The following is a 21,952-nucleotide window of genomic DNA, read 5'->3' on the forward strand; positions in this document are numbered from 1 at the left end:
ATCTCTAAAAAACCGGGCTAGGCTGTTCTGCTAAGATTAGCCTACGTCTGCGCGGAAGCATGATACCTATTGCGTTCCGCGAATAGCCAGCTCACACCGCTTCGAGATTCCCAAGTAGGATCGACGTCATGTCCACACTGAACATCCCATCCAGGGCGGCAACCGCAGCGCCGGTTTGATAGTCGACATTCGTGGGCGTGATTGAGGAAAGATCGGCCTTCTGGTCCAGATAGACCCATTCCGGCTCGTGTGCGGTGGGCAACCCAACGGCAACCTGCAGGATCGCCAGGGCATCCAGTGCATTGACGGTGCCATCCCGGGTGATATCGGCCGCGATCAGGTTTTCGGGGGCTGCGGGTCCCCAGGTTGGTCCCAAACCGACCGCTATCCGCAAAACCTGCAGCGCATCCAGGGCCGTGATCTCTCCGCTGGCATGGGAATAGGACTTGATGATGTCCACGTGACCCGGCAACGAACCTGATGGCAGGTCAAGATCGAATTGGCCCTGATCGTCGGCCCGTACCGATATCGGGCTGTTTCCAACTGGCGTGAACACGATCTCAGCAGCGCTCAGCGCGGGGTTTGAACCGGAAGAATCTACCGTGACTGGACCCGTCACACCGGCCGAGGCCTCGGGCCCCGTGAGCACGCCAAAGTCAACAGGGATGTGATCCGGCCCCTCGAAACCGGACCCGAAGATTTCGGCGCTAGTGAGTGTGCCGCCGTCGGCCGAAAAAAGCTCAACAGTCTCATCCATGAACTCAATCCGAGCCCCTTGTGCCGTTGACGTCACGGTCAGCTGCCCGGGGTTGCGCAACATCGGGTAGTCAAACAGATCCAACCGATCGGTTCCGGCCTCGAAATCCGTTATCGTCGTCAATCCACTGCCGAACCGCATAACGAAGATGTCCGCGCCGTAACCACCCTGCATGGTGGTTTCACTGCGACCGGCAATCAGAATGTCGTCACCGGCACCGCCCTGCAGATTAGTGTCCAGAACGCCGGCGCTCAGCATGTCGTCCTGAGCGGTTCCGGTTACGATTCCATTCCCCTCGATGACATTGCCCAAGGAGTCCAAAGACACTGTCAGCTGGGTTAGCCCTGCATCCTGCTGCGATGCCACAAAGATCTGAAGGTCGCCGCCAACATGGGCCACCTCGATGGTCTCAACATTCTGAAGACCGCTATCCACCGTATCCGCAAAGCTGTCCAGGTAGATCAGCTTGCCATCAGGGGTCATCGTCAGCAGGGTCACCCCGTCATCTCCGCCGCCGGCGACGACAAAGACACGTCCATCGACTTCGACGACCTTCATGTCCTGAACTGCGCCAAAACGGGTACCCAACGTGTCCAACGCATAATCCTGTGGAATCAGTGTTCCATCTGCGCGCAGCTCCATCACACTGATGGAGTTGCTGCTGGACCCGGCCACCAGAACCCAGGTGTGTCCATACGCATCAACCGTCTCCAGCGCTGTCGGAGAACTGATCCCAAGCGTTTGGGTTGCCGTGTTGTCCACTTCGATCAGCGTCCCGCTTCCTTGATCGGCGCTTAACACCCGGATCGCATTGTCGGTGGCATTGGCGGTGACGACATACTGGTTGCTGCCCACCGCCGCGGTCTGCATCGCCCCGGCATTACCCGCGACCGAGCCCACATGACTGAGCGAACCATTCGAGTTCACCACGTAGGTGCCGATGAACCCACTGTCCTGATGGGCCACCGTCAGGTAGTCGACCGCACCGACCGAGTATTGGACCAATGCGGTGACATCACCGCCTCCGGGAATCGCCGCCGTTTCCTGCAGCGCCCCGAACGTGCCATCCGTATTTAACTCGTACCCAACAAGGCCCGTGGCGGTATCGACGTCCAGTGCCAACAGATCGCTTGCGCCCAATGCAACCAGAGCACCAAGGCTGCCGACCTGCAACGATATGGTGCCGCTGAAATACTGATCGTCGTGGAATTGCGGAGCCCCACCATCCACAAGCTGCCAGACCACGATGCCGCCGCCAGCCCGGGTCGTGCTGTACAGATACGTAACACTGTTAAACGTTTTTAAAGCCGTATCGCCGATACCTGAATCGAGCGCCGGACTCCCCGTTGCAACCACTCTTTCGAACTGAAGCATCAACTCAGATCACCCCCAATGCCATCGCTGGCAGTCCTTTCGAGGGTGACGCGGTGCCAAGGCAAAGACGAGAACGAAATTGTGGTGAAAACGAGGAATTCGGCTCCAGATTAACTCAATTTTTCAAGGTCCGACCGCATGAATAACTCGGCAGCAGGAAAAAAGAACAGAACTTGGCTTCTTCGGTCTTGTCGCGCGGGTATCCGCGGCCACCAATTGTGAGGACATGATGACGATGAAACCTGTTTCGCACGAAGTCTCCATCCAGAAGGACTCACCAGATGCAGGGCATGAGAAGCATGTCCGCAAATGGATCAAAGCGCGTCTGCGCCGATGGGCCGGATCGGGAGTCGGCGGTGGTTTGGCCTCTGCCCTTCTGGCCTTGCCGGCGCTGGCCCAAGCCACTGAGGAGGAGTTGAGCGCATTTCAGTTTGCCGATGTCTTGCCCGGTGTCCAGTCGGTCAAACTGCTGCCCAACGGTGACGTCCAACTGAAGCTTTTGGACGGTCGCACAGTCCTGGTTTCCGCGGAAAACGTGCACGTTCTGGACAACGGGTCGATCATGATTGCCGAAGATGTGGCCGTTGAAGTCGCGCAGCTTGCAGTGGCCGCTGAAGCCGCCGGAGCAGCGGCAGCCGGTGGCGGCGGCATGGGAGCCGCGGGCGCGGTGCTGGGTGGTTTGGGTTTGGCCGGCGCGGCCGCCGCTGGCGGCGGTGGCGGCGAAGATGCCGCGACACCCGCGGAGTCGCCGAGCCCGTCCAGCCTGAACCTGTCCCAGTTGCAGGGAAATTCGCTCAACAGCACCATCGCCAAGGCGACAGCACCTAATGGCACCGTTTCGGTTGAAGTGACGATCGGTTCGGTCACCAAAACCGTTTCAGCGGGGCCGGACGGCAGTTGGAGCGTTTCGCTGAGCCAAGTCGAGGCGGCCGGGTTGCCTCAGGGGGTCACATCCGTGACGATCCGACACCTGGATGGAGCCGGAGGTGAGGTCGCTGTCGAAACAGCCACGTTCAACATCGACACCATCGCTCCGAACATCGCGATAACAGGATTTTCCCACGGGGCGGTCATGAATGCGGCCGAGCGCGGGTCCGATCTGGAAATCAGTGGTACGACCGATGCGGAAAATGGTCAGATGGTGACTGTGGGGTTGAACGGTCAGATCTATACCGCAACCGTGTCCGGCGGCACTTGGAGCGTCACGGTTCCGGCCGCCGATCTGGCGTCTCTGCCCGATGGCGCGACAGTCAATGTGACCGCTGATGTAGTGGATCGCGCAGGCAATCCCGCGGCTCAAGCCACCAACCGCTTTGATACTGACTTTTTCGCCCCAGCCATAACAATAGACCCTGTCGCAGGCGGCCAGATCGACCTTGTGGACGTCGGATCGGACCTGACGATTACCGGCACGACGACCGGCGAAGATGGCCAACCGGTTGTGCTGACTTTCAATGGCCAGACCTACAGCGGAACCGCTTCAGGCGGTGTTTGGAGTGTGACAGTTCCCACAGCCGACCTCGGCGTTCTGGTCACCGGTAGCCCCATCAACATCAGTGCCACGATCAGCGATGCCGCCGGAAACCCGGCCACGCCTGCTGCGGTTTCGGTGCCCGTGGACCTGAGCGGACCGTCTATCTCTATTTCGCCTCTGCCCGTCGGTGCGGTGTTGAACGCAGCCGAAGTCGGGGCGGATCTGACGATCAGCGGCACAACCGGGAATGTAACCGATGGCCAGACAGTCACCATAACTTTGGACGGGCAGACCTACACGGGCCCTGTGTCCGGAGGGACGTGGAGCGTGACCGTGCCGAACGCGGATTTGATTGCCCTGGCCGACGGCGCAACTTTCACCATCACCGCCGACGTGACGGATGCCGATGGCCTCGTGGCCCCACAGGCGAGTGCAGGAGTTTCCAAAGACGCGACCGCCCCAACGATAAGCATCGACACGTTTTCGGACGGCGCGGTCATGAACGCGGTCGAACAGGGAACCGACCTCAGCATATCCGGAACGACGACCGCCGAAGACGGCCAGGTCGTGACCATTGGAATGAACGGTCAAACCTACGGCGCCACCGTTTCAGGTGGCAACTGGAGTGTCAGCATTCCCACAGCCGATCTGGTCGGCCTCTCCGACGGTGCCACCGTCACCGTGACCGCCGATGTTTCGGACCTTGCTGGGAACCCGGCCGCACAGGCCACTGGCAGCTTCGACACGGACTTTACGGCCCCCGCCCTGTCAATCTCGACGGTATCGGCCGGGGGCACCATGAACCTGGCAGAGCAATCCGGCGGAATGACGGTCTCTGGCTTTTCCGACGCGCCTGATGGAACGGTCGTCTCGATCCAAGTTCAACGAGCGGATGGGACTGTGGATGTCTCAGGCACCGCTACAGTGACGAGTGGCGCGTGGACCTACACCGCTTCACCCCTCGACCTGAGCGGCCTGCAAGATGCCGAATCCTACACGGTTTCCGCGTCAGTCAGCGACGCAGCCGGAAATACACAGACGACTTCGACTGGGTTCAATACCGATTTCAGCGCGCCTACCATCTCAATGAACCCGCTGGAAACCGGATCCGTGCTGGACGTCACCGAAAAGGACAGCAACCTGACAGTATCGGGGACAACGACAGCCGAAGATGGGCAAAGCATTACTGTCGGGCTAAACGGGCAGACCTATACTGCCACCGCTTCGGGTGGGGTCTGGTCGACCACCATTCCTAAAGCTGATCTGAACGCGCTTTCTGACGGAACAACCTATTCTATCACCGCATCGGTTTCGGACATGGCTGGCAACCCCGCTTCTCAAGCAACGAACTCGGTGACCACGGACTTCCGACCCATCCTGACCTTGAATGAGGTCGGAACCAACGACGCGGTTTCGCTGAGTGACGCCCAATCCAGCGGCCTGACCGTCAGTGGTTCATCCATAGGCCTCACCGCGGGACAAACCGTTGAGGTGATGCAGAACTCGGTCTCTGTTGGAACAGCCACGGTTGCGGCCAACGGCACGTGGAGCCTGAACGTACCTGCGACATCATTTGCAGGTACGACGGCGGGCGACCTTTTGGATTTTTCGGTTTCAGCGACGGTTGCCGTAGGACCGAACCCCCTACCTGCGACAGACCAGGCGACAGCTCACGTTCCAGCGGCCTATTTCATCTCAGAGGCAGGTCGCAGTGGGTCGACGATAACCTTCGAAATTCATGCCGAGGCGGACCGGGACACATCCAGCGGGATGGCTTTCACGGCCAACTTGGGTTTTGACCCTGCGGTCGTGACCTATGACACGGGATCCGAGGTCGAAAGCACCGATTTTGATCTGTTTCTGGCAAACCCGAACGGGGCGGCGGAACTCGGTTTTGCCGGCGCCGCGACAAGCGTCAGCGACCTGACCCAGCCTATCGTTACGTTCACGATGACGGTGCTGGACCCGACGAAGCCGATCGAGTTGACGATCAACACGCCCGACGGCGGCCCCACCCATTGGGTATTGGGAACAGACGGCGCGGACACATTGGCGGCCACTGGTATCGACGATGTCATCCGCGGTGGCGACGGTGACGATGTGATCGATCTGTCCGGCGCTGGCCGAGATCTCATCGTTTTCGAAGCGGACCCGACGGCGAACGGCACCGACATCGTAACGGGTTTCACCCTGGGGCCCAAAGCCGACATGGCCGACGCCATTATGTTCAGCGGGTTAGATGTCTCATCGCTTCGCGGTGATGGAACAGGAGTCGAAACACTGGCGATTGGCGACATGATCGCGACCAACACAGGGTTTGTAGGGCTGGCAACCACACTCACCGATCTGACAACCGGTACTCTGGAAGCCGCCGCCGAAACGCTTACCGGGGCTCACGCCGGAGATGAGATCTATCTACTGGCCAGCGATGGAACTGACAGTGTGCTGGTCAAGGTGGACTATTCCGCCCCAACCTCCGCCACGGTCAGCGCGGTCGCGCAGTTTGACGGCCTGGGTGATCTGAGTGGTCTGAGCAGCGACAACATTCTGCATACCGATCCGACCGGCGCGTCAAGTTGATCCTGACAGGCATGAAAAGGTGGGGCCGCCCCGGCCCTTCCTAACGGACCAGCGGAGACATAAATGGCACAGAACGGCCCAGTACCCGTCACTTTCGACAGGCATTCCGATTGCTCGTGGCACAGATTTACATCCTACGATTTCGCGCGCTGCAGATTTGAGTGCGAGATCGTAAGTGCGGAAGTCTCAGAAGCCGCCGCCTCTTTTCCAATTGCTTTTCGATCCTCGGGGGGCGGAGTATCACCTCATGCTATTCTGGCGACAACAGCTTCTTCGGAAACACCATTCGTTTTGGACCAAGGACGCTGGCGGGCCACCTATGTTCCTTCCTTGCTGAGATGCCATCCGTTTTCAATCGAACTGGTCGGTGGTGAAGCGGAACCGTGTGCCGCTTCAGGCAAGCTAGTCGTAGACGAATCCACCGGACTCGTGTCCTGTGACCAATCCGGCAGCCCGTTCTTCGCAAAGGACGGCTTGATCTCCTCTGAACTGGAAACCCTGAAGGCCTTCTTCAAGAGCTTTCTGGCTGATCGCAACGTAACCCGACGTGCCTGCGCGCTAATGAGGGAATTGGGCCTATTCGTCGAATTGACCCGTTTTCAGGATGCGGAGTTGCCCGACGGTTGGATGAGCGTGGACTTTCGACGCTTCAACCAGCTTGGGCCGGCGCAGATAGCAGTTCTGCAATCAAGCGGTGCGATGCAGTTGATTTTCGCTCATCAAGTCTCGCTCAACCATCTTCGTTGGATGCACCATTGCCAGAGGCGTTCTCCCAACGTGGTCAGCAGTCCCTCCAACGGCAGGGAATCCGACCTTGTGGGGTTCTTGGATGCCATTGCCAGGGAACCAGACTTGTCGGACGTGGAGGCCAAATATGCCTACCTCTGATCGACTCATCTTGCCTCTGCTGGTCGGTTTGGTGGCTCTGCTCACTGCGGCTTGTGAGCCGGTCCCGGATCTTGCTCCGGTTGAGATGGCTTTTTCAGAAGGATCAACGGGCGCCGGTGCGACAAAGCCGTCGGGCCATCTGACTCGCAGTTCATTTGGCCAGAGAATACGGCGCGCTGTGGAAATCAGCCCGAACCTCGCGCAAAGCGGGACCGGCGTTGACGCCGCCTTTGCCGATATGGACGCGGCAGAAGGAGCCTTTCTTCCGCAGGTATCACTTGGTGTGAATGCCCGATCGGAACGGGTGGACTCGGATATTGCGAACGTATCGCCATATCTGCGGGTTTCTCAGCTTGTATACGACGGGGGAGCTGCCGCCGGAGACTTGGCAGCCGCGCGGGCCCGTGTGCTCGTAAGCCGTGGCGATCAGCTTCAAACGGCAGCCGCGACGGCCCTTGCCGCAATTGAATCCTATGTGTTGGTCATCGACCGGCGGAAAATCGTTGAAATCGCGTGGGAAAACGTCCGCCGCCATGAGGAGATCGAGAAACAGATCTCCGACCGCGCCGCGCAAGGGGCCGGCTCCGCTGCCGATGTCCTGACGGCGCGTTCTCGGGTCGCGGATGCCAGGACCAAGTTGGCGGATTCCCGGGCTCAGGCTGATCGCGCCAATGCGCGATTCCAAGAAATTTTTGGGGCCCCGCCGGACAAACTGGATCCCCCTGTCCCAGCGCCCAACCTGTCGAGAAGCGACGCCGTCATCGTGATGGACAGCCCGCAGGTTCGACGCGCAGACGCGGCGGTTCTGGCGGCAAAGGCAGACCGCTCTGCCGCAATCGCGCGGCGTCAGCCGGACGTGCGGGTTTCGGCATTTGCCAACCAGGACGACAGCAGGGACGCGAATTTCGGCGTAGACCTGTCGGTCAACTACGAGCTGGACAGCACCGGTCAACGGCGGGCGGCAATTGCCGCCGCCGAAGCGCGGGTCAAACAAGCAGAATTTGCCCGCGAGGTTCTTGTTCGGGAAATCCAGCGCGAGCTAGGTTTCATTCGATCCGACCAAAAGGCCGGCGCCCAGCGTCTGCGCGAGGCCCGCATCGCAGTTGCCGCAAATGCCGACAGCGTTGCCGCCACTCAAGAGCAATTCCAGATCGGGCGCAGCAGCTTAATCGAAATCCTGGACGCGCAGCGCGATTATGTGAACGCACAGGAGCGCCTGATCATGGCGGAGCAGAATTTCTTCCTAACGAACTACGCCGCGCTCAGCCTTACGGGCGACATCATTGATCTGCTCGGCATCCAGCTCAGAACATGGGGCAACAGACCATGACCCAACGCAGCCAGCCTCCTACATCCCTGCCCCTCACCAATTTTGAGGCATGTCTGCTGCATGTGGCGGCAGAGCTTGGCCGGCCATTGACCAAAGCCAGCCTTTTGGCAGCCCAATCCTCGGTCTCTGGTGGGTTGAAGATGCAGGACGCGATCGCACTGGCCCATGACCATGGATTGCAGGCGGGCTTCGGGCCGCGCCGGCTGTCGGAGTTTGATCCCGGCCTCGCACCGGCGATACTGTTGCTCGAGGACCAGCGGGCCGTGGTTTACCATGGCCGTTCGAAGTCTGGCCGTCTGTTGATCCACGACCCAGAGCTTGGAGACAGCATTGGTGAGATGGATGAATGCCAGCTCGACGCCGTCTATTCTGGCTATGCGATGTTGTTTCGTCGAGCATACTCCGAGGAAATCGAAAACAACCCAAGCCAACCGAGCCGTCACTGGTTCCGATCAGCGCTTGTGGCCAATCGTTGGTCGTACTTGCAGGTTGCTCTGGCCGCGGCTCTGACGAATATCCTGGGGCTTTCAACCTCGGTTTTCATCATGACCGTTTATGACAGGGTTCTGCCAAATGAAGCCGTCGAGTCCCTGGTCGCCCTGACCATCGGTGTCGGCATCGCACTGTTTTTTGATTTTGTGCTGAAGATCCTGCGCGCCAGTTTCATCGACAGGGCAGGTCGGAATGCCGACATGTTGATGGGCCGGCTTGTTTTCGATCAACTTCTGAATATCCAGATGAAGTCCCGAACCGGATCGACCGGCGCCATGGCGAACACGGTGCGTGAGTTCGAAACACTCCGCGAGTTCTTCACATCGGCTACGCTGGTCATGGTGGTTGATTTGCCGTTCATCGGTCTGTTTCTGCTTACGATCTACATGGTCGGCGGGCCGCTGGTTCTGATCCCAGCTCTCGCCGTACCAATCGTGCTGATCGCCGGGCTCGCCATTCAGCCGCTTTTGTCCCGCTTGGCGGAACGCAGTTTTTTTGATGGCCAGTCAAAGCAATCCGTGCTGATCGAAACTCTGGCCGGTCTGGAAACGATCAAGACGACAACTGCGGCCGGTACGATGCGGCGACGCTGGGAAGAGGCGATCGAACGACAATCCGGCAACAGTGTTCGGTCGCGTGCCATCACTCAATTCGCATTGAATCTGACCGGTTTCACGCAACAGGCGGCCCAGGTTCTGATCGTGTTTTATGGTGTTTTTCTGATCGCGGACGGCCTGACCAGCATGGGCGCTTTGGTCGCCTCAGTGATGCTGACTGGACGGGCTTTGGCACCCCTTGGTCAGCTGTCACAAACCCTGACCCGGTTCAATCAGGCGCGCAGTGCTTACCGGAACCTTGACGCAATGATGCAAGCCGACAGCGAGCGGCCATCGGGTCGCACCTGGATCAGCCGCTCCAACTTCAATGGGCGTATCACGTTCAACAACGTGTATTTCGCCTACCCAGACCAGGATGAGGACACACTGAAAGGCGTGTCCTTCGACATCAAACCGGGGGAAAAAGTTGCGATTCTCGGGCGGATCGGATCAGGAAAAAGCACCATCGCAAGACTGCTTCTGGGATTGTATCAACCCCGTGTCGGTTCGGTTCTTTTGGATGGGATTGACATCCGCCAGATTGATCCGGGGGACCTTCGGCGCAACATTGGGTCGGTCCTACAGGATGTTTGGCTGTTTTCGGGCTCGGTCCGCGAAAACATCGCGGCCGGCGCCGTACGCCCGCGCGACGAAGATCTAATCCGGGCCGGGCGCATTTCGGGCGTCGAAGACTTTGTATCGCGGCATCCCAGCGGGTACGATCTGATGCTGGCCGAACGTGGCGAGGGGCTCTCGGGCGGGCAACGTCAGACGATCGCCCTAGCCCGGGCATTGATCGGGCAGCCGCCTGTCCTGTTGCTGGACGAACCCACCAGCGCGATGGATCTCAAGAACGAGGCGAACATCATTCAGCGGCTGAAAGCAGCGGCTGCGGATACGACTATGGTCATCGTTACGCATCGGGCCAGTCTGCTGGAACTGGTCGACCGGGTCATCGTGATCGAAAACGGCAAAGTGGGCGTTGACGCCGTCAAGTCAGTTCTCACCAACCGAGCCCAAGACGCGCGGAGGCACATGAATGTCGCGGCATCCTGACCTTGCAAAACTGGCCCGCGAGATGAACGGCGGCTCGGGGTTTCGCGGCTCGGTATTGCTGCTGGCCATAATGGGCTGCATGTTGACCGCCGGCGTCTGGGCTTTCGTCACCGAACTGGACGACGTGGTCCGAGCGGACGGTCGCGTCGTACCGTCAGGCGACGTTCAGGTGATCGAAGCAACCGAACCTGGGGTTCTTCAAGCTGTTCATGTTCAAGAGGGTCAGATCGTCGACAAGAACGCTTTGCTGCTGGAATTGGACGCGACACAAATCGGCAGCGAGCTGGACACCGAGCGGCAACGGGCATTGGGACTACGGGCGCGTATTAAGCGGTTGCAGGCCGAAATTGACGGATCCGATTTGCGGTTCGAGCCCGAGCTTGTTCAACAAGCACCGGACGTCGTTCGCTCGGAAACGGCTCTGTATCTCGGCCGAAAATCGGAGTTGGCCGACGAAATTGCCATTCTGGAACGCCAACGTGAGCAGAGGCAACGCGAGTTGGAAGAGGGGTTGGTGGACCGGGTTACTGCGGAAGAAACACTCAAGGTCCTGTCCGAAGAGCGCGCTTTGATGGAGCCTCTGGTCCGCCGCAAGATGGAACCTGCGACAACTCTGCTGGCCCTGCGACGCAGCGAGGCGGAGTGGAAGGGGCGGAAGGTAAGAGCCGAAGCCGCTGCAAGCCGCCTGGAAACCGGGCTGAATGAAATCGATGACCGCATCACGGCCACCAAAAGCCGGTTTCGCAGCGCGGCACTGACCGACCTTGCCATTGCCACTGCGCAGCTTGCGGCGCTTGAGCCCACCCTGCCCGCGTTGGAGAACCGCGCGGCGCGCGCGCAGGTTCGTGCGCCAGTCAGGGGCATCGTCAACCGAATCCACCGCACGACCTTGGGCGGCTTGGCCCGCAGCGGCGAGGATCTGGTCGAAATCGTTCCGCTGGATGACAACCTTCTGGTCGAAGCCTATGTCCGCCCCGACGACATCGCATTCCTGCGCGCGGGTCAGCAGGTCAAGGTCAAGATCACCGCTTACGATTTTGCCAGATACGGCGCGCTGGACGGCGAAATTGTTCGCATCGGCGCGGATACAATTACACGGTCAGAGCGGCAGGACGAGGAAGTCTTCGTGGTCGAAATCCGAACCAGCGGCACCTTGTTGGACGCCGCTGGACTGGCGGTAGAGATCATTCCGGGAATGATCGCACAAGTTGACATTCTGGCCGGCAGGAAGACCGTTCTCGACTATCTCATCCAGCCTGTTCTCAAGGTAAAAAACCAGGCTTTACGGGATTGATCACGCAGCCGGTGTCTTGAATTGCTGATCGAACAGGCGGCGGAAGCTACCATTCTGTTCCATCAACTCATCCAACTTGCCCTGTTCGATCACCTGACCATCCTGGACAACCATGATCTTGTCTGCCTCAAGCACGGTCGATAGCCGGTGAGCGATGACGATCGTGGTCACGTTCTCCGTCAGCTTGTCCAACGCCTGCTTCACCAGAGCCTCGGACTCAGCATCCAACGCGCTGGTGGCTTCGTCGAGCAGCAGAATTTCAGCCTTCCGAAGAATGGCGCGGGCAATTGCCAGACGCTGTTTCTGCCCTCCTGACAGAAACGCACCGTTCTCTCCGACTTCGGTGTTGTATCCCTTGGGCAGCGACATGATGAAGTCATGCGCATGCGCGGCTTTGGCCGCATCGCGAATCTCGTCCTCGGTCGCATCGGGACGGGCATATCGGAGATTTTCCATGACCGTCGCGGAAAACAAAAACGTATCCTGGCCAACATAAGAAATCTTGCGCCGCAACGAGGCAAAGCTGACATCCTGCAAATTCTGTCCGTCGATCTCGACATAGCCTTGGTCAGGATCGTAGAATCGCATGATGAGCCCGAAGATGGTCGACTTGCCTCCACCCGACTGCCCCACCAGAGCGGTTGTCTTTCCGGCCTCGAAGGTCAGGTTCATTCCATTGATCACAGGCATACCACCGCTGTAGCCAAAGGTGACGTTCCGCAGGCGCACCTCGCCCGGACCGGACCGCAGCTCTTGCGGTTGAGGGCTTTCGCGCATTGGGTCTTCCTGATCCAGCAGTTCGAACATCATCTCGATCGGAACCAACGTGGATTCAATGGTCACCCGCATCCGGGACAGCCGCTTGGCCGGTTCATAGGCCATCAGAAGCGCCGTGATAAAGGACATCAGCTGACCCGCGGTCGGCGGTTCAGTTCCGGCAATTCCCATTGTGCTGACGACCAACACGCCGGCAACGGCTACACCGGCCAGAAATTCCATCATTGGGCTAGCGATGGACTGCAGTTTGGCAATTTCGTTCGATCGCTTTTCGACGCTGCGCACGGCTGCGGTCATCCGCTCGGTCATTCGGTCTTCCAGTGCGAAAACCTTGATGATTTTAATCCCTGAGGATGTTTCTTGCAGCACGCGGATGATCTCGGAAACAGACCTCAACTCGGATTGCATGATCGCGCGGACGCTTTTCAAAAGATAGCGCACACTCAGCAGCGCAACCGGCCCAACGATGAAAAACAACGCCGAAAGCACAGGCTGCTGATAGACCATCACAAAGATGAGACCCACGAGTGTCAGCGCATCCCGAACGAACGTGGTCACGATCACGTCGACCAGCGTTCGCGCTGCACCCGCGCCCCGGGTCACACGCATCAGAAGGTCCGAAGACTCGCTTTTGGAAAAGAAATCCACTCCACGCCGAAGCAGTTTTTTGTATAACTTCTCCTGTTGCTCGGCGATGATGCGGTTGCCGGCGCGCGCCAGAAACACGGACTGGACGTAAGAAGCCAGCGCCTTGACCAGGAACAGCACGATTACTGCTGACGCGATGATATGAACCTGAGACCGCATGTCAGGCGAAGTCATGGCATCGACGATGTTTTCCATCATCCAAGCCGTCCCTGCGGTGGTCGCGGCAACGATCATCATGGCAAACATGGCAACCGCATATTTCTTGCCTTGCGCCCGCAAGCTGTCGCCCACCAGCCGACCGATATGGCCGGATCGCCACTTGGCCCAGGTTTTCCTGATCATAAGGGTCTCCAAATCAAGCTGACGCTTTCTTGCGCGTCAGCGCAGAGTTTGCAAGCTGCCATAACTACGCGCTTCAACACTGCACCGCAAAAGTGCAGCCGGCAGAAGTTAAGGTCACTTCAGCTGGATTTCCAGAGGCAGCCTAAGAAACAGGAGCGCTTCACCAGTAGTTTGGTTCGGCGTCGCGTAAGTCAAATCCAGCCCGCGGAATTGGTCAATCCCATGCTACATCCCCCAGAAAGATATACCCCGCGCCGTATATCGTCTTGATAAGGCGCGGGTTTTTCGGGTCTTCGCCGAGCTTCGTGCGCAGGCGGGAAATACGCACGTCCATCGCCCTGTCAAAGCTTTCACCGGCCGCGCCACCCAGTGTTTCCTGCATCTGCGCACGACTGATCAGGCGTTTGGGACTTTCCAGGAACAACCGCAACACTTCGCCTTCGGCATGGCTGAACGGTGTTTCAGCGCCGGTATCGGACACCAACACATAGCGATCGAAATAGGCGGTCCAGCCGTTGAACCGAGCCACATCCGAAGGGTGTTGCTGTGCCTTGGGCGCACGCAGACGGGCGCGGATGCGGGCCACCACCTCAGCCGGGTCAAAAGGTTTGGTGATGTAGTCATCAGCCCCCAACTCCAGCCCCGTCACCCGGTCCTGCACCTGCGCCCGACCCGAAATGATGATGACCGCCGCCCCCTGTTCCAGTGCCAGCCGGTGCACCAGCGCCAGCCCGTCGGTATCCGGCAGCGACAGGTCCACCAAGCAGACATCCGGCGTGACCCGTTTCAGTGACGCCTCAAATTCACGGGCGCGGGCAAAGCTCTGCGTTCGAAACCCGGCATCCTCCAACGCCTCAGTCAGAATCCGGCGGATTTCGGGTTCGTCGTCCAGAATGGTCACCAGGGGTTGGGTCATCAGGCGGCCTCGGTTCGGATCAGCGCGGACAATTGCGCGCGGGTGAAGGGTTTGCGCAGGACCGGCGCCTTGGCAAGAGCCTGACGGTGCAGCGGATCATCATAGGGCAACGAGGTCATCAGGATCACCGGAAGTGGTAGAGCAAGTCGTTCGATCAGATCAATGCCGGTGGCAGCGCCCTCCAGCCGGATGTCCGACAGGATCACCGATATGTCGTCCAAGCTGTTGGCCAGAACCAGGGCCTCATTCGCCGAGGTCGCCTCGATTACCGACAGCCCCAGATCGACCAGCATGTCGCGGAACTGGTGGCGCAGATCGTCGCTGTCCTCGACCAGCAGCGCCAAGCCCGACTGAACTGGCGGCGCGGGCCGGTAGGGCAGCCGCAGCATTACGGATGCGCCCGAGGGCGTGTTGCGCAGTTGCAGGTCTCCGCCTGCAAGCTTCACCGTGTCATAAACCATCGGCAGGCCCAGCCCCGACCCCTTGCTGCCCTTGGTGGTGAAAAACGGGTTCAGCGCCTTGTCCAGCGCATCCGGCGAAAACCCCGGACCGGTATCGGACACGGTGATTTCCACCCAGATCCGGCCGATCGCATGGGCACTGATGGTGATCTGACCGCTGCTGCCGCAAGCGTCGCGGGCGTTCAGCACCAGGTTCAGCAACGCGTCCTGAACCATGCCCGGGTCCAGCATCAACGCCTCGTCCGGCAGGGTGTTGACCACCGACAGCCCCACCCCACGCGGGAGCGAAGGCGAAGCCAGCACCCGCAGATCCTCGAGCAGGCCGCGCATGTCGGTGGCCTGCGGCTGCGGGGTGCGGTTGCCGGTCATGTCGGCGATGCGGTTCAGCAGCTGCCCACCGCGCCGCGCGGTCTGCTGGGTTGCCGCGACAAGCTCGGCGGCGTCTTCGGGCAGGTCCATCTTTTCCAGCTTGGCCTGCATCCCCAGGATGATGGTCAGCAGGTTCGAGAAATCATGCGCCAGCCCACTGGTCATCTGCGCGGCCATCGCCCGGCGTCGGGTCTGCTGCAGGGCCACGCGGGCCTGAGTTTCCTCGGTGATGTCCACCGACATGATATAGACGCCGCCCGTGCCATCGGGCGTGAACGAGACACGGATACGGCGCGAATCCTGATCCTCGGTGAATTCGAACACCGAGGCCTGCCCGTCATAGGCTTGTTGCAGATGCGGCCGGACCCTCTCGTAGGCGTGCGCGCCGAGCGCCTGCGAGATGTGCAGCCCCAGGATGTCCGACGGCCGGCCCGGCAGGACCGAACTGAGCCGCCGATTGGAATAGTCGTACCGCCCTTCGGCATCCAGATGCGCAATATGGGCCGGCATCATCTCGGTGGTCATGCGGGTGCGCGCTTCGATCTCGGTCAGCTGGCGCTTGGCCTCTTCCAGCGCGCTGATCGTGGCGGCCAGTTGCCGGTTGGTGGCCGAAAGCTCTTCGGCATGGCCCAGCAACTGGTCCGACAGCTCCTCAGACCGGCTGCGCAGCAGCTCTTCGACCCGCTTGGTGCTGGTGATGTCGGTATAGACGGCGACCCAGCCACCGTTGGGCAGCGGCGCGCCCTCGATCGAGATCACCTGGCCGTTGGGGCGCACGCGCTCCATGTAGTGCGGCTCGAACGCCAAGGCCTGTTCGACCCGGACGCTGACCAGATCATCGACCGATTGATCGTGGCCATACTCGCCCCGGCTAGCCAGAAAATGGATCGTGTCGCTGAACAGCGCGCCCGGCTGCACCAAGGCTTCGGGCAGGTCGAACATTTCCTGAAAGCGCTTGTTGCTAACCACAAGGCGCAGCTTGTCGTCATAGATCGACAGGGCCTGACCGATCAGGTTCAGCCCTGCGGTGGTCATCTCTTTGATGCGCTGTTCGGATATGTCCAAGCCGATCCTCCCCTGGGCACAGGCCTATCACCAGTTTCCAGGCAGGTGTAGGGGGGCCGGATGCGACCGGTTGGCCCCTAGCCGGGTTTGCGGGCGATGATCCAGACGGGGTGATAGGTCAGGCGCACGCCTTCGGGGCCGGAAAACGCGGCGCGATAGCGCGTGCTGAAGTCAGTCAGATCGGCGCGGGTCCAGACCTGCGCCGCGCGGCCGTTCACCCCGGTCTGACGCAGGTGGCGCAGCACGTCCAACGGCGTGTCGAACCACAGCGGTTGCCGGTCTTGCCACAGGTCGAGGATTTTAACCTCGGGGCCGATGCCTGCAGCCAGATCCTCGGGGGCGCACAAGCCGGGCGCGCGGGCGGCCGACCCCAGCGCGGAAAGCTCGGTGTACTGGTCGGGGCCGAATCCCGAAACGGCCACCCAGCCACCGGGTGCGACCTGATGCATGGCGCGGCGGACCACGGCCGCCGGATCGTTCAGCCATTGGACCGTCGAGGCCGAGGCGATCAGGTCGGGCCGCGCGGGCCATGTCACATTTCGGATATCGCCGTGCAGGAAATCCGCGCCCCATCGCCGCGCAGTTTCCTGGGCCTCGGCCATAAGGTCGTTGAGCGTGGACCGGGTGAACGAAAACTGCTGGTGCAGCGCCTCGGTCAGATGGCCGGTGCCGCAGCCGATTTCGAACAGGGTGCCAAAATGGCTGGGCGCCCCGAGATCGACCAGCCGCTGCGCCAATGCGCGGGCGATCCGGGCCTGCGGGCCAGCGGCGCAATGATAGCTGCCGAAGCTGCGGCTGAAACTGCGCCGGATGCGGTCGGTGGGCATGGCGTTCATGCGAACCACTCCGCCCAGGTCTGCCCCGCCGCGAAAGGCTGGTGCGGGCCAGGGATGCGGCGCACGGTGTCCGATTGGCCCCAGGCCATTTCCTGCGCAGCCGTCGGCACGATGCGGTCCGAAGCGGAGATCCAGACCCGGTCGAACCCGGGATCGGGCGCAGGTCCGCGCGCCGCGATGGCCCGCAGTTCCTCGGCCGCGGCGGCAAAATCGATCCCGGGCGCGGGGCCTTCCAGCCCGGCGCGGCGGCAGAACCGGGCAAAGCTGGCCGCGCTCAGGCCATCAGCCGTGGCCGCCACAGTCTCGGGCGCGATGCCCCGGTCTGCATCTGCAGGAAACAGCGTGCCGTTGATCGCAACCTTGCGGACACAGGTCAGCCCGTGCCCCGCCAGCCAATGCGCGGCCGACGCGACGCCGAAGGAATAGGCCAGCAAGCGGACCGTGTCATAGTCGCCGGTTTCGGGCAACGCGTCATCGAGGTTGCGATAGTAGTCCACCACTAGAACATCCGCCGCCCCGGTCAGGCGCGCAAACGGCGCAGGACCCAGCGCCCACCCGCCGAACACCAGCGTCAACTGCGCTCCGCCGTCACGGGTCAGCCAGTGCCGCCTCATGCGTCGCCTCGCGCCAGTTCGACCATGGCCGCCGTCACCCGGCTCAGCGCGTCGCCCGAGATCACATAGGGCGGCATGCAGTAGATGTTTCGCGCGAAGGGACGCAGCCAGACCCCGGTTTCCGGCGCCCGCCGATGCGCGATACGAGGATCGACGGTGTCCGTCATCTCGATCACGCCGATGGCGCCCAGCACCCGTACATCGGCGACGCCGGGCAGGCTGCGCGCCGGTTCCAGTTCGGCCTTCATCTGCGTCTCGATGGCCCGTACACGGGACTGCCAGTCGCCGTCTTCAAGCAGCCCCAGGCTGGCGATGCCAGCCGCACAGGCCAGCGGATTGGCCATGTAGGTTGGGCCGTGCATGAACACGCCGGCCTCGCTGTTGCCGATGCCATAAGCCACCTGTTCGGTGGTCACCGTTGCGGCAAACGAGATATGCCCCCCCGTCAACGCCTTGCCCAGGCAGATGATGTCCGGCGTCACCACCGCATGGGTGGCGGCAAACAACTCTCCGGTCCGGCCGAACCCCGTGGCGATTTCATCGAAGATCACCAGAACGTCGTGGGCCTGACACAATGCCTTGGCCCGGCGCAGCCACTCGGGGTGATAGAAATACATGCCGCCCGCGCCCTGCACGACCGGTTCAAGCACCAGCGCAGCCAGCCTGTGCGCCTTGTCCCGCAGCAACTGTTCCAGAGCGTCGAGTCCGTTCTGCGCCGGGTCCCCTGGCCAGTCATCGCCCAGACGAACGGACGGGCGCGGCAGGAAATGCTGGATCGACAGCGCACCGCGGAACAGCCCGTGCATGCCGTTGACGGGGTCGCAGACGCTCATCGCCTTCCAGGTGTCGCCGTGATAGCCGCCGCGGATCGTCGCGAACTCGACCTTGTCGGTGCGGCCATGGGCCATCTGGAACTGCACCGCCATCTTCATCGCCACCTCGATCGAGACCGAGCCGCTGTCGCAATAGAAAATCCGGTCCAGCCCCTCGGGCAGCAAGGCCACCATCTTGCGGCCAAGATCAATGGCGGGCCGGTGGGTCAGACCGCCGAACATGACATGGGGCATCCGGTCCAGCTGCTGCTGCATGGCGGCGGTGATCGCCGGGTGACGGTGTCCATGGATGGCGCACCACCAGGAGGACATGGCGTCGATCATCTTCACCCCATCCTCGCGGAACAGATACACGCCCTCGGCCCGGTCGATCAGATGCATCGGGCCCGGGTCGGCCACGTTCGTGTAGGGGTGCCACAGGTGGCGGGCGTCAAATTCCAGCGGGGTCACAGGGCACCTCGGATCGTGTCCATGTCGATCGCCTCGAAGGCATGGCGCAGGGTGTCGGGTGTCAGATTCTCGATCTGGCCGAGGCGTCCCAGGTGGGGCACCTGCGACATCTGGATGATGGTCTGTTCGACCTCGGGTTCGGGGTCGCCGATGAAGGCAACGCCAACCACCGGGCAACCGACCCCGCGCAGCGCCATCAGCGACAGGGTCGTGTGGTTGATCGTGCCGAGGGCCGTCCTGGCCACCAGGATCACCGGCGCCTGCCAGCGGGCGAACAGGTCAAGGTAATAGGCCTGCCGGGTCAGCGGCACCATGACGCCCCCTGCCCCTTCGATCACCAGCGGGCCATCGGTCTGCGGCAGGGTCAGCCGGTCAAGGTCGATCTCGACGCCCTCGGCCTCAGCCGACAGGTGCGGCGAGGCGGGCAGGTTCAGCAGATAGGTCTCGGGCAGGACTGGTTGGCCGGACAGGCGCGCCACGATCTGGCTGTCGGTCTCCTCCTCAAGCCCCGACTGCACGGGCTTCCAGTACCGCGCGCCGAGGGCGGCGGTCAGCCCGGCGGAAAACACGGTCTTGCCGACACCGGTGTCGGTTCCGGTCACGATCACTGAGGTCATGCGGTTCCTGCCTGTTGTTCGGCGATGGCCTGAAACACCGCCGTGATGTCCTGTGCGCCCACGTTGCCGGTGATCGAGACCCGCAGCCGCGAGCTGCCGCGCGGAACGGTGGGTGGGCGGATGCCGCGCACGTCAAAGCCTCTCTGTTGCAGTCGCACAGCGCGATCCATCGTGGCCGCATCCTCGCCCACGATTACGGGCATGATCTGGCTGTGAAATCCGGTCAACCCGCACAGGCGCGCGGCCTCGGCATGGGCATGGGCCATCCGGTCGCGCGCGGCCAATGTCAGGCCAGGATCCTGCCCCACGGCCCGCAGCGCGCCCCGCACGATGGCGGCGTCCAACGGCGACGGTGCTGTCGCAAAGATGAACGGCCGTGCCCGGTTGATCAGTGTGTCGATCATTTCACGCGGTCCGCAGATCAGCCCGCCACTGGCGCCCAGCCCCTTGCCGCAGGTGTGCAGGGTAAGCACCTCGGCGTCCAACCCATGGGCCAGTCCCTGCCCGTTCGGGCCGAAGACGCCCGTGGCGTGGGCCTCGTCCACAACCAGCACCGCCTGCTCGGCTCGGGCCAGCTCGGCCAGGGCGGTCAACGGGGCCAGATCGCCCTCCATCGAATAGACGCTTTCGACCGCGATCCAGACCTGGCCCGTGCCGCCTTGCGCACGCCAGTCGGCCAGCACCGCGCGGGCCGCCGAAATGTCGTTATGCGCAAAGCCACGGGTCTCGGCCCGACCCAAGCGCATCCCTTCATGCGCGCTGGCATGAACCAGCTCGTCATGCAGGATAAGATCCCCGGCTGCGGGCAGGGTCGAAAAAATGGCTTGATTGGCCTGAAACCCGCCGCCCATGTACAGCGCCGCCTCGGCGCCGAAAAAGGCGGCGGCCTCGGCTTCCAGCGCCTCGTGCTCGGGGTGGTTGCCGCGCAGCAGGCGCGACCCGCCCGAGCCCAGCGGAACGCCGCGGTCCAGCGCGTCCTGCGCCGCGCGTTTCAGAACATCGGAACCGGCCAAGCCCAGATAGTCGTTGGAGGCAAAATCCAGCCCCGTGCGGGGCGCAAGCCTGCGCAGCCGATGGCGCGTTTCCAGCACCTTCAGCGCATTGCCCAGCCTTGCGGTCGCTGTCATTCGGCCGCGTCCACGCGGGCCTCGGACTCCGCCTCCATCGGCTGGATGCCCAGCTTGGCGAACAGGATCGCGTCCTTGCTTTCCTCGGGGTTTTCGGCGGTCAGCAGCGTGTCGCCGGCAAAGATCGAGTTGGCACCGGCAAAGAAGCACATGGCCTGCATCTCGTCGCTCATGTCGCTGCGGCCAGCGGACAGACGGACGTGGGACTTCGGCATCATGATCCGCGCCAGCGCGATGATGCGCACGAAATCGATCGGGTCGACCGGCTTGGCGTCAGCCAACGGGGTATCAGCCTGCGGCATCAGCATGTTGATCGGAACCGAGTCCGGCGCCTCGGGCAGGTTGGCCAGCGTCACCAGCATGTCGATCCGGTCCTCGCCATTTTCGCCCATGCCCAGAATCCCGCCCGAGCAGACCTTCATACCCGCCTCGCGCACGCGGTTCAGCGTATCGATCCGGTCGGCGAAGGTGCGGGTGGTGATCACCTCGGGGTAGTAGCGCTCGGACGTGTCGATGTTGTGGTTGTAATAATCCAGCCCGGCATCGCGCAGCTGCACCACCTGGGTGTCGTCCAGCATGCCCAGCGTCATGCAGGTCTCCATGCCCATCGCCTTGACGCCCTGAATCATCGCCACCAGTGCATCCATGTCGCGCGCCTTGGGTTCACGCCATGCGGCGCCCATGCAGAACCGGGTCGAGCCGGAGTCGCGCGCCTTGCGGGCCTCGGCCAGAACGCGTTCGACCTCGATCAGCTTCGAGGCGCTCAGCTTGGAGCCGTTTCGCGCGGATTGCGAGCAATAGGCGCAATCCTCGGCGCAGCCGCCGGTCTTGATCGACAGAAGCCGCGACATCTGCACCTTGTTGGGGTCAAAATTCTCGCGATGTACGGTCTGCGCCCGATACAGAAGATCCATCAGCGGCAGGTCATAGATGGCCTGAGCGGTTTCGCGGGTCCAAGTGTTCGATGTAGCCGACATTTTATAGATAATTTTTCCCGATGATTCAGATTTACTCGGGTTTATCAATAAAGCCGGAAAACGCAACATCCGCGATGTC

General features: G+C 61.5%; 15 protein-coding genes. 5 read left to right on the top strand and 10 right to left on the bottom strand.

Annotated features, from left to right (window positions below):
- Positions 1-91 precede the first annotated feature (91 nt).
- Positions 92-2,002: a dockerin type I domain-containing protein gene (locus AC2FNL_RS10255; protein ID WP_496833451.1), complete on the bottom strand. Its 1,911-nt coding sequence runs from the start codon at positions 2,000-2,002 to the stop codon at positions 92-94.
- A 364-nt stretch (positions 2,003-2,366) separates the two neighbouring features.
- Between AC2FNL_RS10255 and AC2FNL_RS10260 the strand changes: the two genes are divergently transcribed.
- From AC2FNL_RS10260 to AC2FNL_RS10280, 5 genes are all read left to right on the top strand, one after another.
- Entirely contained in the window at positions 2,367-6,185 is a 3,819-nt protein-coding gene (locus AC2FNL_RS10260) for an Ig-like domain-containing protein (protein WP_496833453.1), read from the top strand.
- A gap of 63 nt (positions 6,186-6,248) precedes the next feature.
- Positions 6,249-7,073 carry a SapC family protein gene (locus AC2FNL_RS10265; protein WP_496833455.1) on the top strand — a complete coding sequence of 275 codons (825 nt, stop codon included), beginning with the start codon at positions 6,249-6,251 and terminating at the stop codon, positions 7,071-7,073.
- Between the two features lie 178 nt (positions 7,074-7,251).
- Complete coding sequence (locus AC2FNL_RS10270) at positions 7,252-8,403, top strand: TolC family protein (RefSeq protein WP_496833457.1); 1,152 nt, start codon at positions 7,252-7,254, stop codon at positions 8,401-8,403.
- Complete coding sequence (locus tag AC2FNL_RS10275; protein WP_496833459.1) at positions 8,400-10,547, top strand: type I secretion system permease/ATPase; 2,148 nt, start codon at positions 8,400-8,402, stop codon at positions 10,545-10,547. The genes AC2FNL_RS10270 and AC2FNL_RS10275 overlap by 4 nt, the downstream gene beginning before the upstream one ends.
- A complete protein-coding gene (locus AC2FNL_RS10280; RefSeq protein ID WP_496833461.1) occupies positions 10,531-11,841 on the top strand; it encodes an HlyD family type I secretion periplasmic adaptor subunit in 1,311 nt (436 codons plus the stop codon). Before AC2FNL_RS10275 ends, AC2FNL_RS10280 begins: the two co-directional genes overlap by 17 nt.
- Here the strand turns inward: AC2FNL_RS10280 and AC2FNL_RS10285 are convergent, their stop codons facing one another.
- The 9 genes from AC2FNL_RS10285 to bioB all read right to left on the bottom strand — a co-directional run bounded on the left by AC2FNL_RS10285 (position 11,842) and on the right by bioB (position 21,873).
- Positions 11,842-13,608: an ABC transporter ATP-binding protein gene (locus tag AC2FNL_RS10285; RefSeq protein WP_496833463.1), complete on the bottom strand. Its 1,767-nt coding sequence runs from the start codon at positions 13,606-13,608 to the stop codon at positions 11,842-11,844. It lies immediately after the preceding gene.
- A 214-nt stretch (positions 13,609-13,822) separates the two neighbouring features.
- Entirely contained in the window at positions 13,823-14,524 is a 702-nt protein-coding gene (locus tag AC2FNL_RS10290; RefSeq protein WP_496833465.1) for a response regulator transcription factor, read from the bottom strand.
- Positions 14,524-16,419: a PAS-domain containing protein gene (locus AC2FNL_RS10295; RefSeq protein WP_496833467.1), complete on the bottom strand. Its 1,896-nt coding sequence runs from the start codon at positions 16,417-16,419 to the stop codon at positions 14,524-14,526. The genes AC2FNL_RS10290 and AC2FNL_RS10295 overlap by 1 nt, the downstream gene beginning before the upstream one ends.
- Before the next feature lie 77 nt (positions 16,420-16,496).
- Entirely contained in the window at positions 16,497-17,255 is a 759-nt protein-coding gene (locus tag AC2FNL_RS10300; protein WP_496833469.1) for a methyltransferase domain-containing protein, read from the bottom strand.
- Positions 17,252-17,869 carry a pimeloyl-ACP methyl esterase BioG family protein gene (locus AC2FNL_RS10305; RefSeq protein ID WP_496833471.1) on the bottom strand — a complete coding sequence of 206 codons (618 nt, stop codon included), beginning with the start codon at positions 17,867-17,869 and terminating at the stop codon, positions 17,252-17,254. The genes AC2FNL_RS10300 and AC2FNL_RS10305 overlap by 4 nt, the downstream gene beginning before the upstream one ends.
- Entirely contained in the window at positions 17,866-19,152 is a 1,287-nt protein-coding gene (gene bioA, locus AC2FNL_RS10310) for an adenosylmethionine--8-amino-7-oxononanoate transaminase (protein WP_496833473.1), read from the bottom strand. The genes AC2FNL_RS10305 and bioA overlap by 4 nt, the downstream gene beginning before the upstream one ends.
- The gene (gene bioD / locus AC2FNL_RS10315) at positions 19,149-19,769 is read right to left on the bottom strand and encodes a dethiobiotin synthase (protein WP_496833475.1); all 621 of its coding nucleotides are present in this window, start codon (positions 19,767-19,769) and stop codon (positions 19,149-19,151) included. The genes bioA and bioD overlap by 4 nt, the downstream gene beginning before the upstream one ends.
- Entirely contained in the window at positions 19,766-20,896 is a 1,131-nt protein-coding gene (locus AC2FNL_RS10320; protein ID WP_496833477.1) for an 8-amino-7-oxononanoate synthase, read from the bottom strand. Before AC2FNL_RS10320 ends, bioD begins: the two co-directional genes overlap by 4 nt.
- Complete coding sequence (bioB, locus tag AC2FNL_RS10325; protein WP_496833479.1) at positions 20,893-21,873, bottom strand: biotin synthase BioB; 981 nt, start codon at positions 21,871-21,873, stop codon at positions 20,893-20,895. The genes AC2FNL_RS10320 and bioB overlap by 4 nt, the downstream gene beginning before the upstream one ends.
- Positions 21,874-21,952: the final 79 nt, after the last annotated feature.

This window comes from Ruegeria sp. CRTD044 (assembly GCF_059613485.1).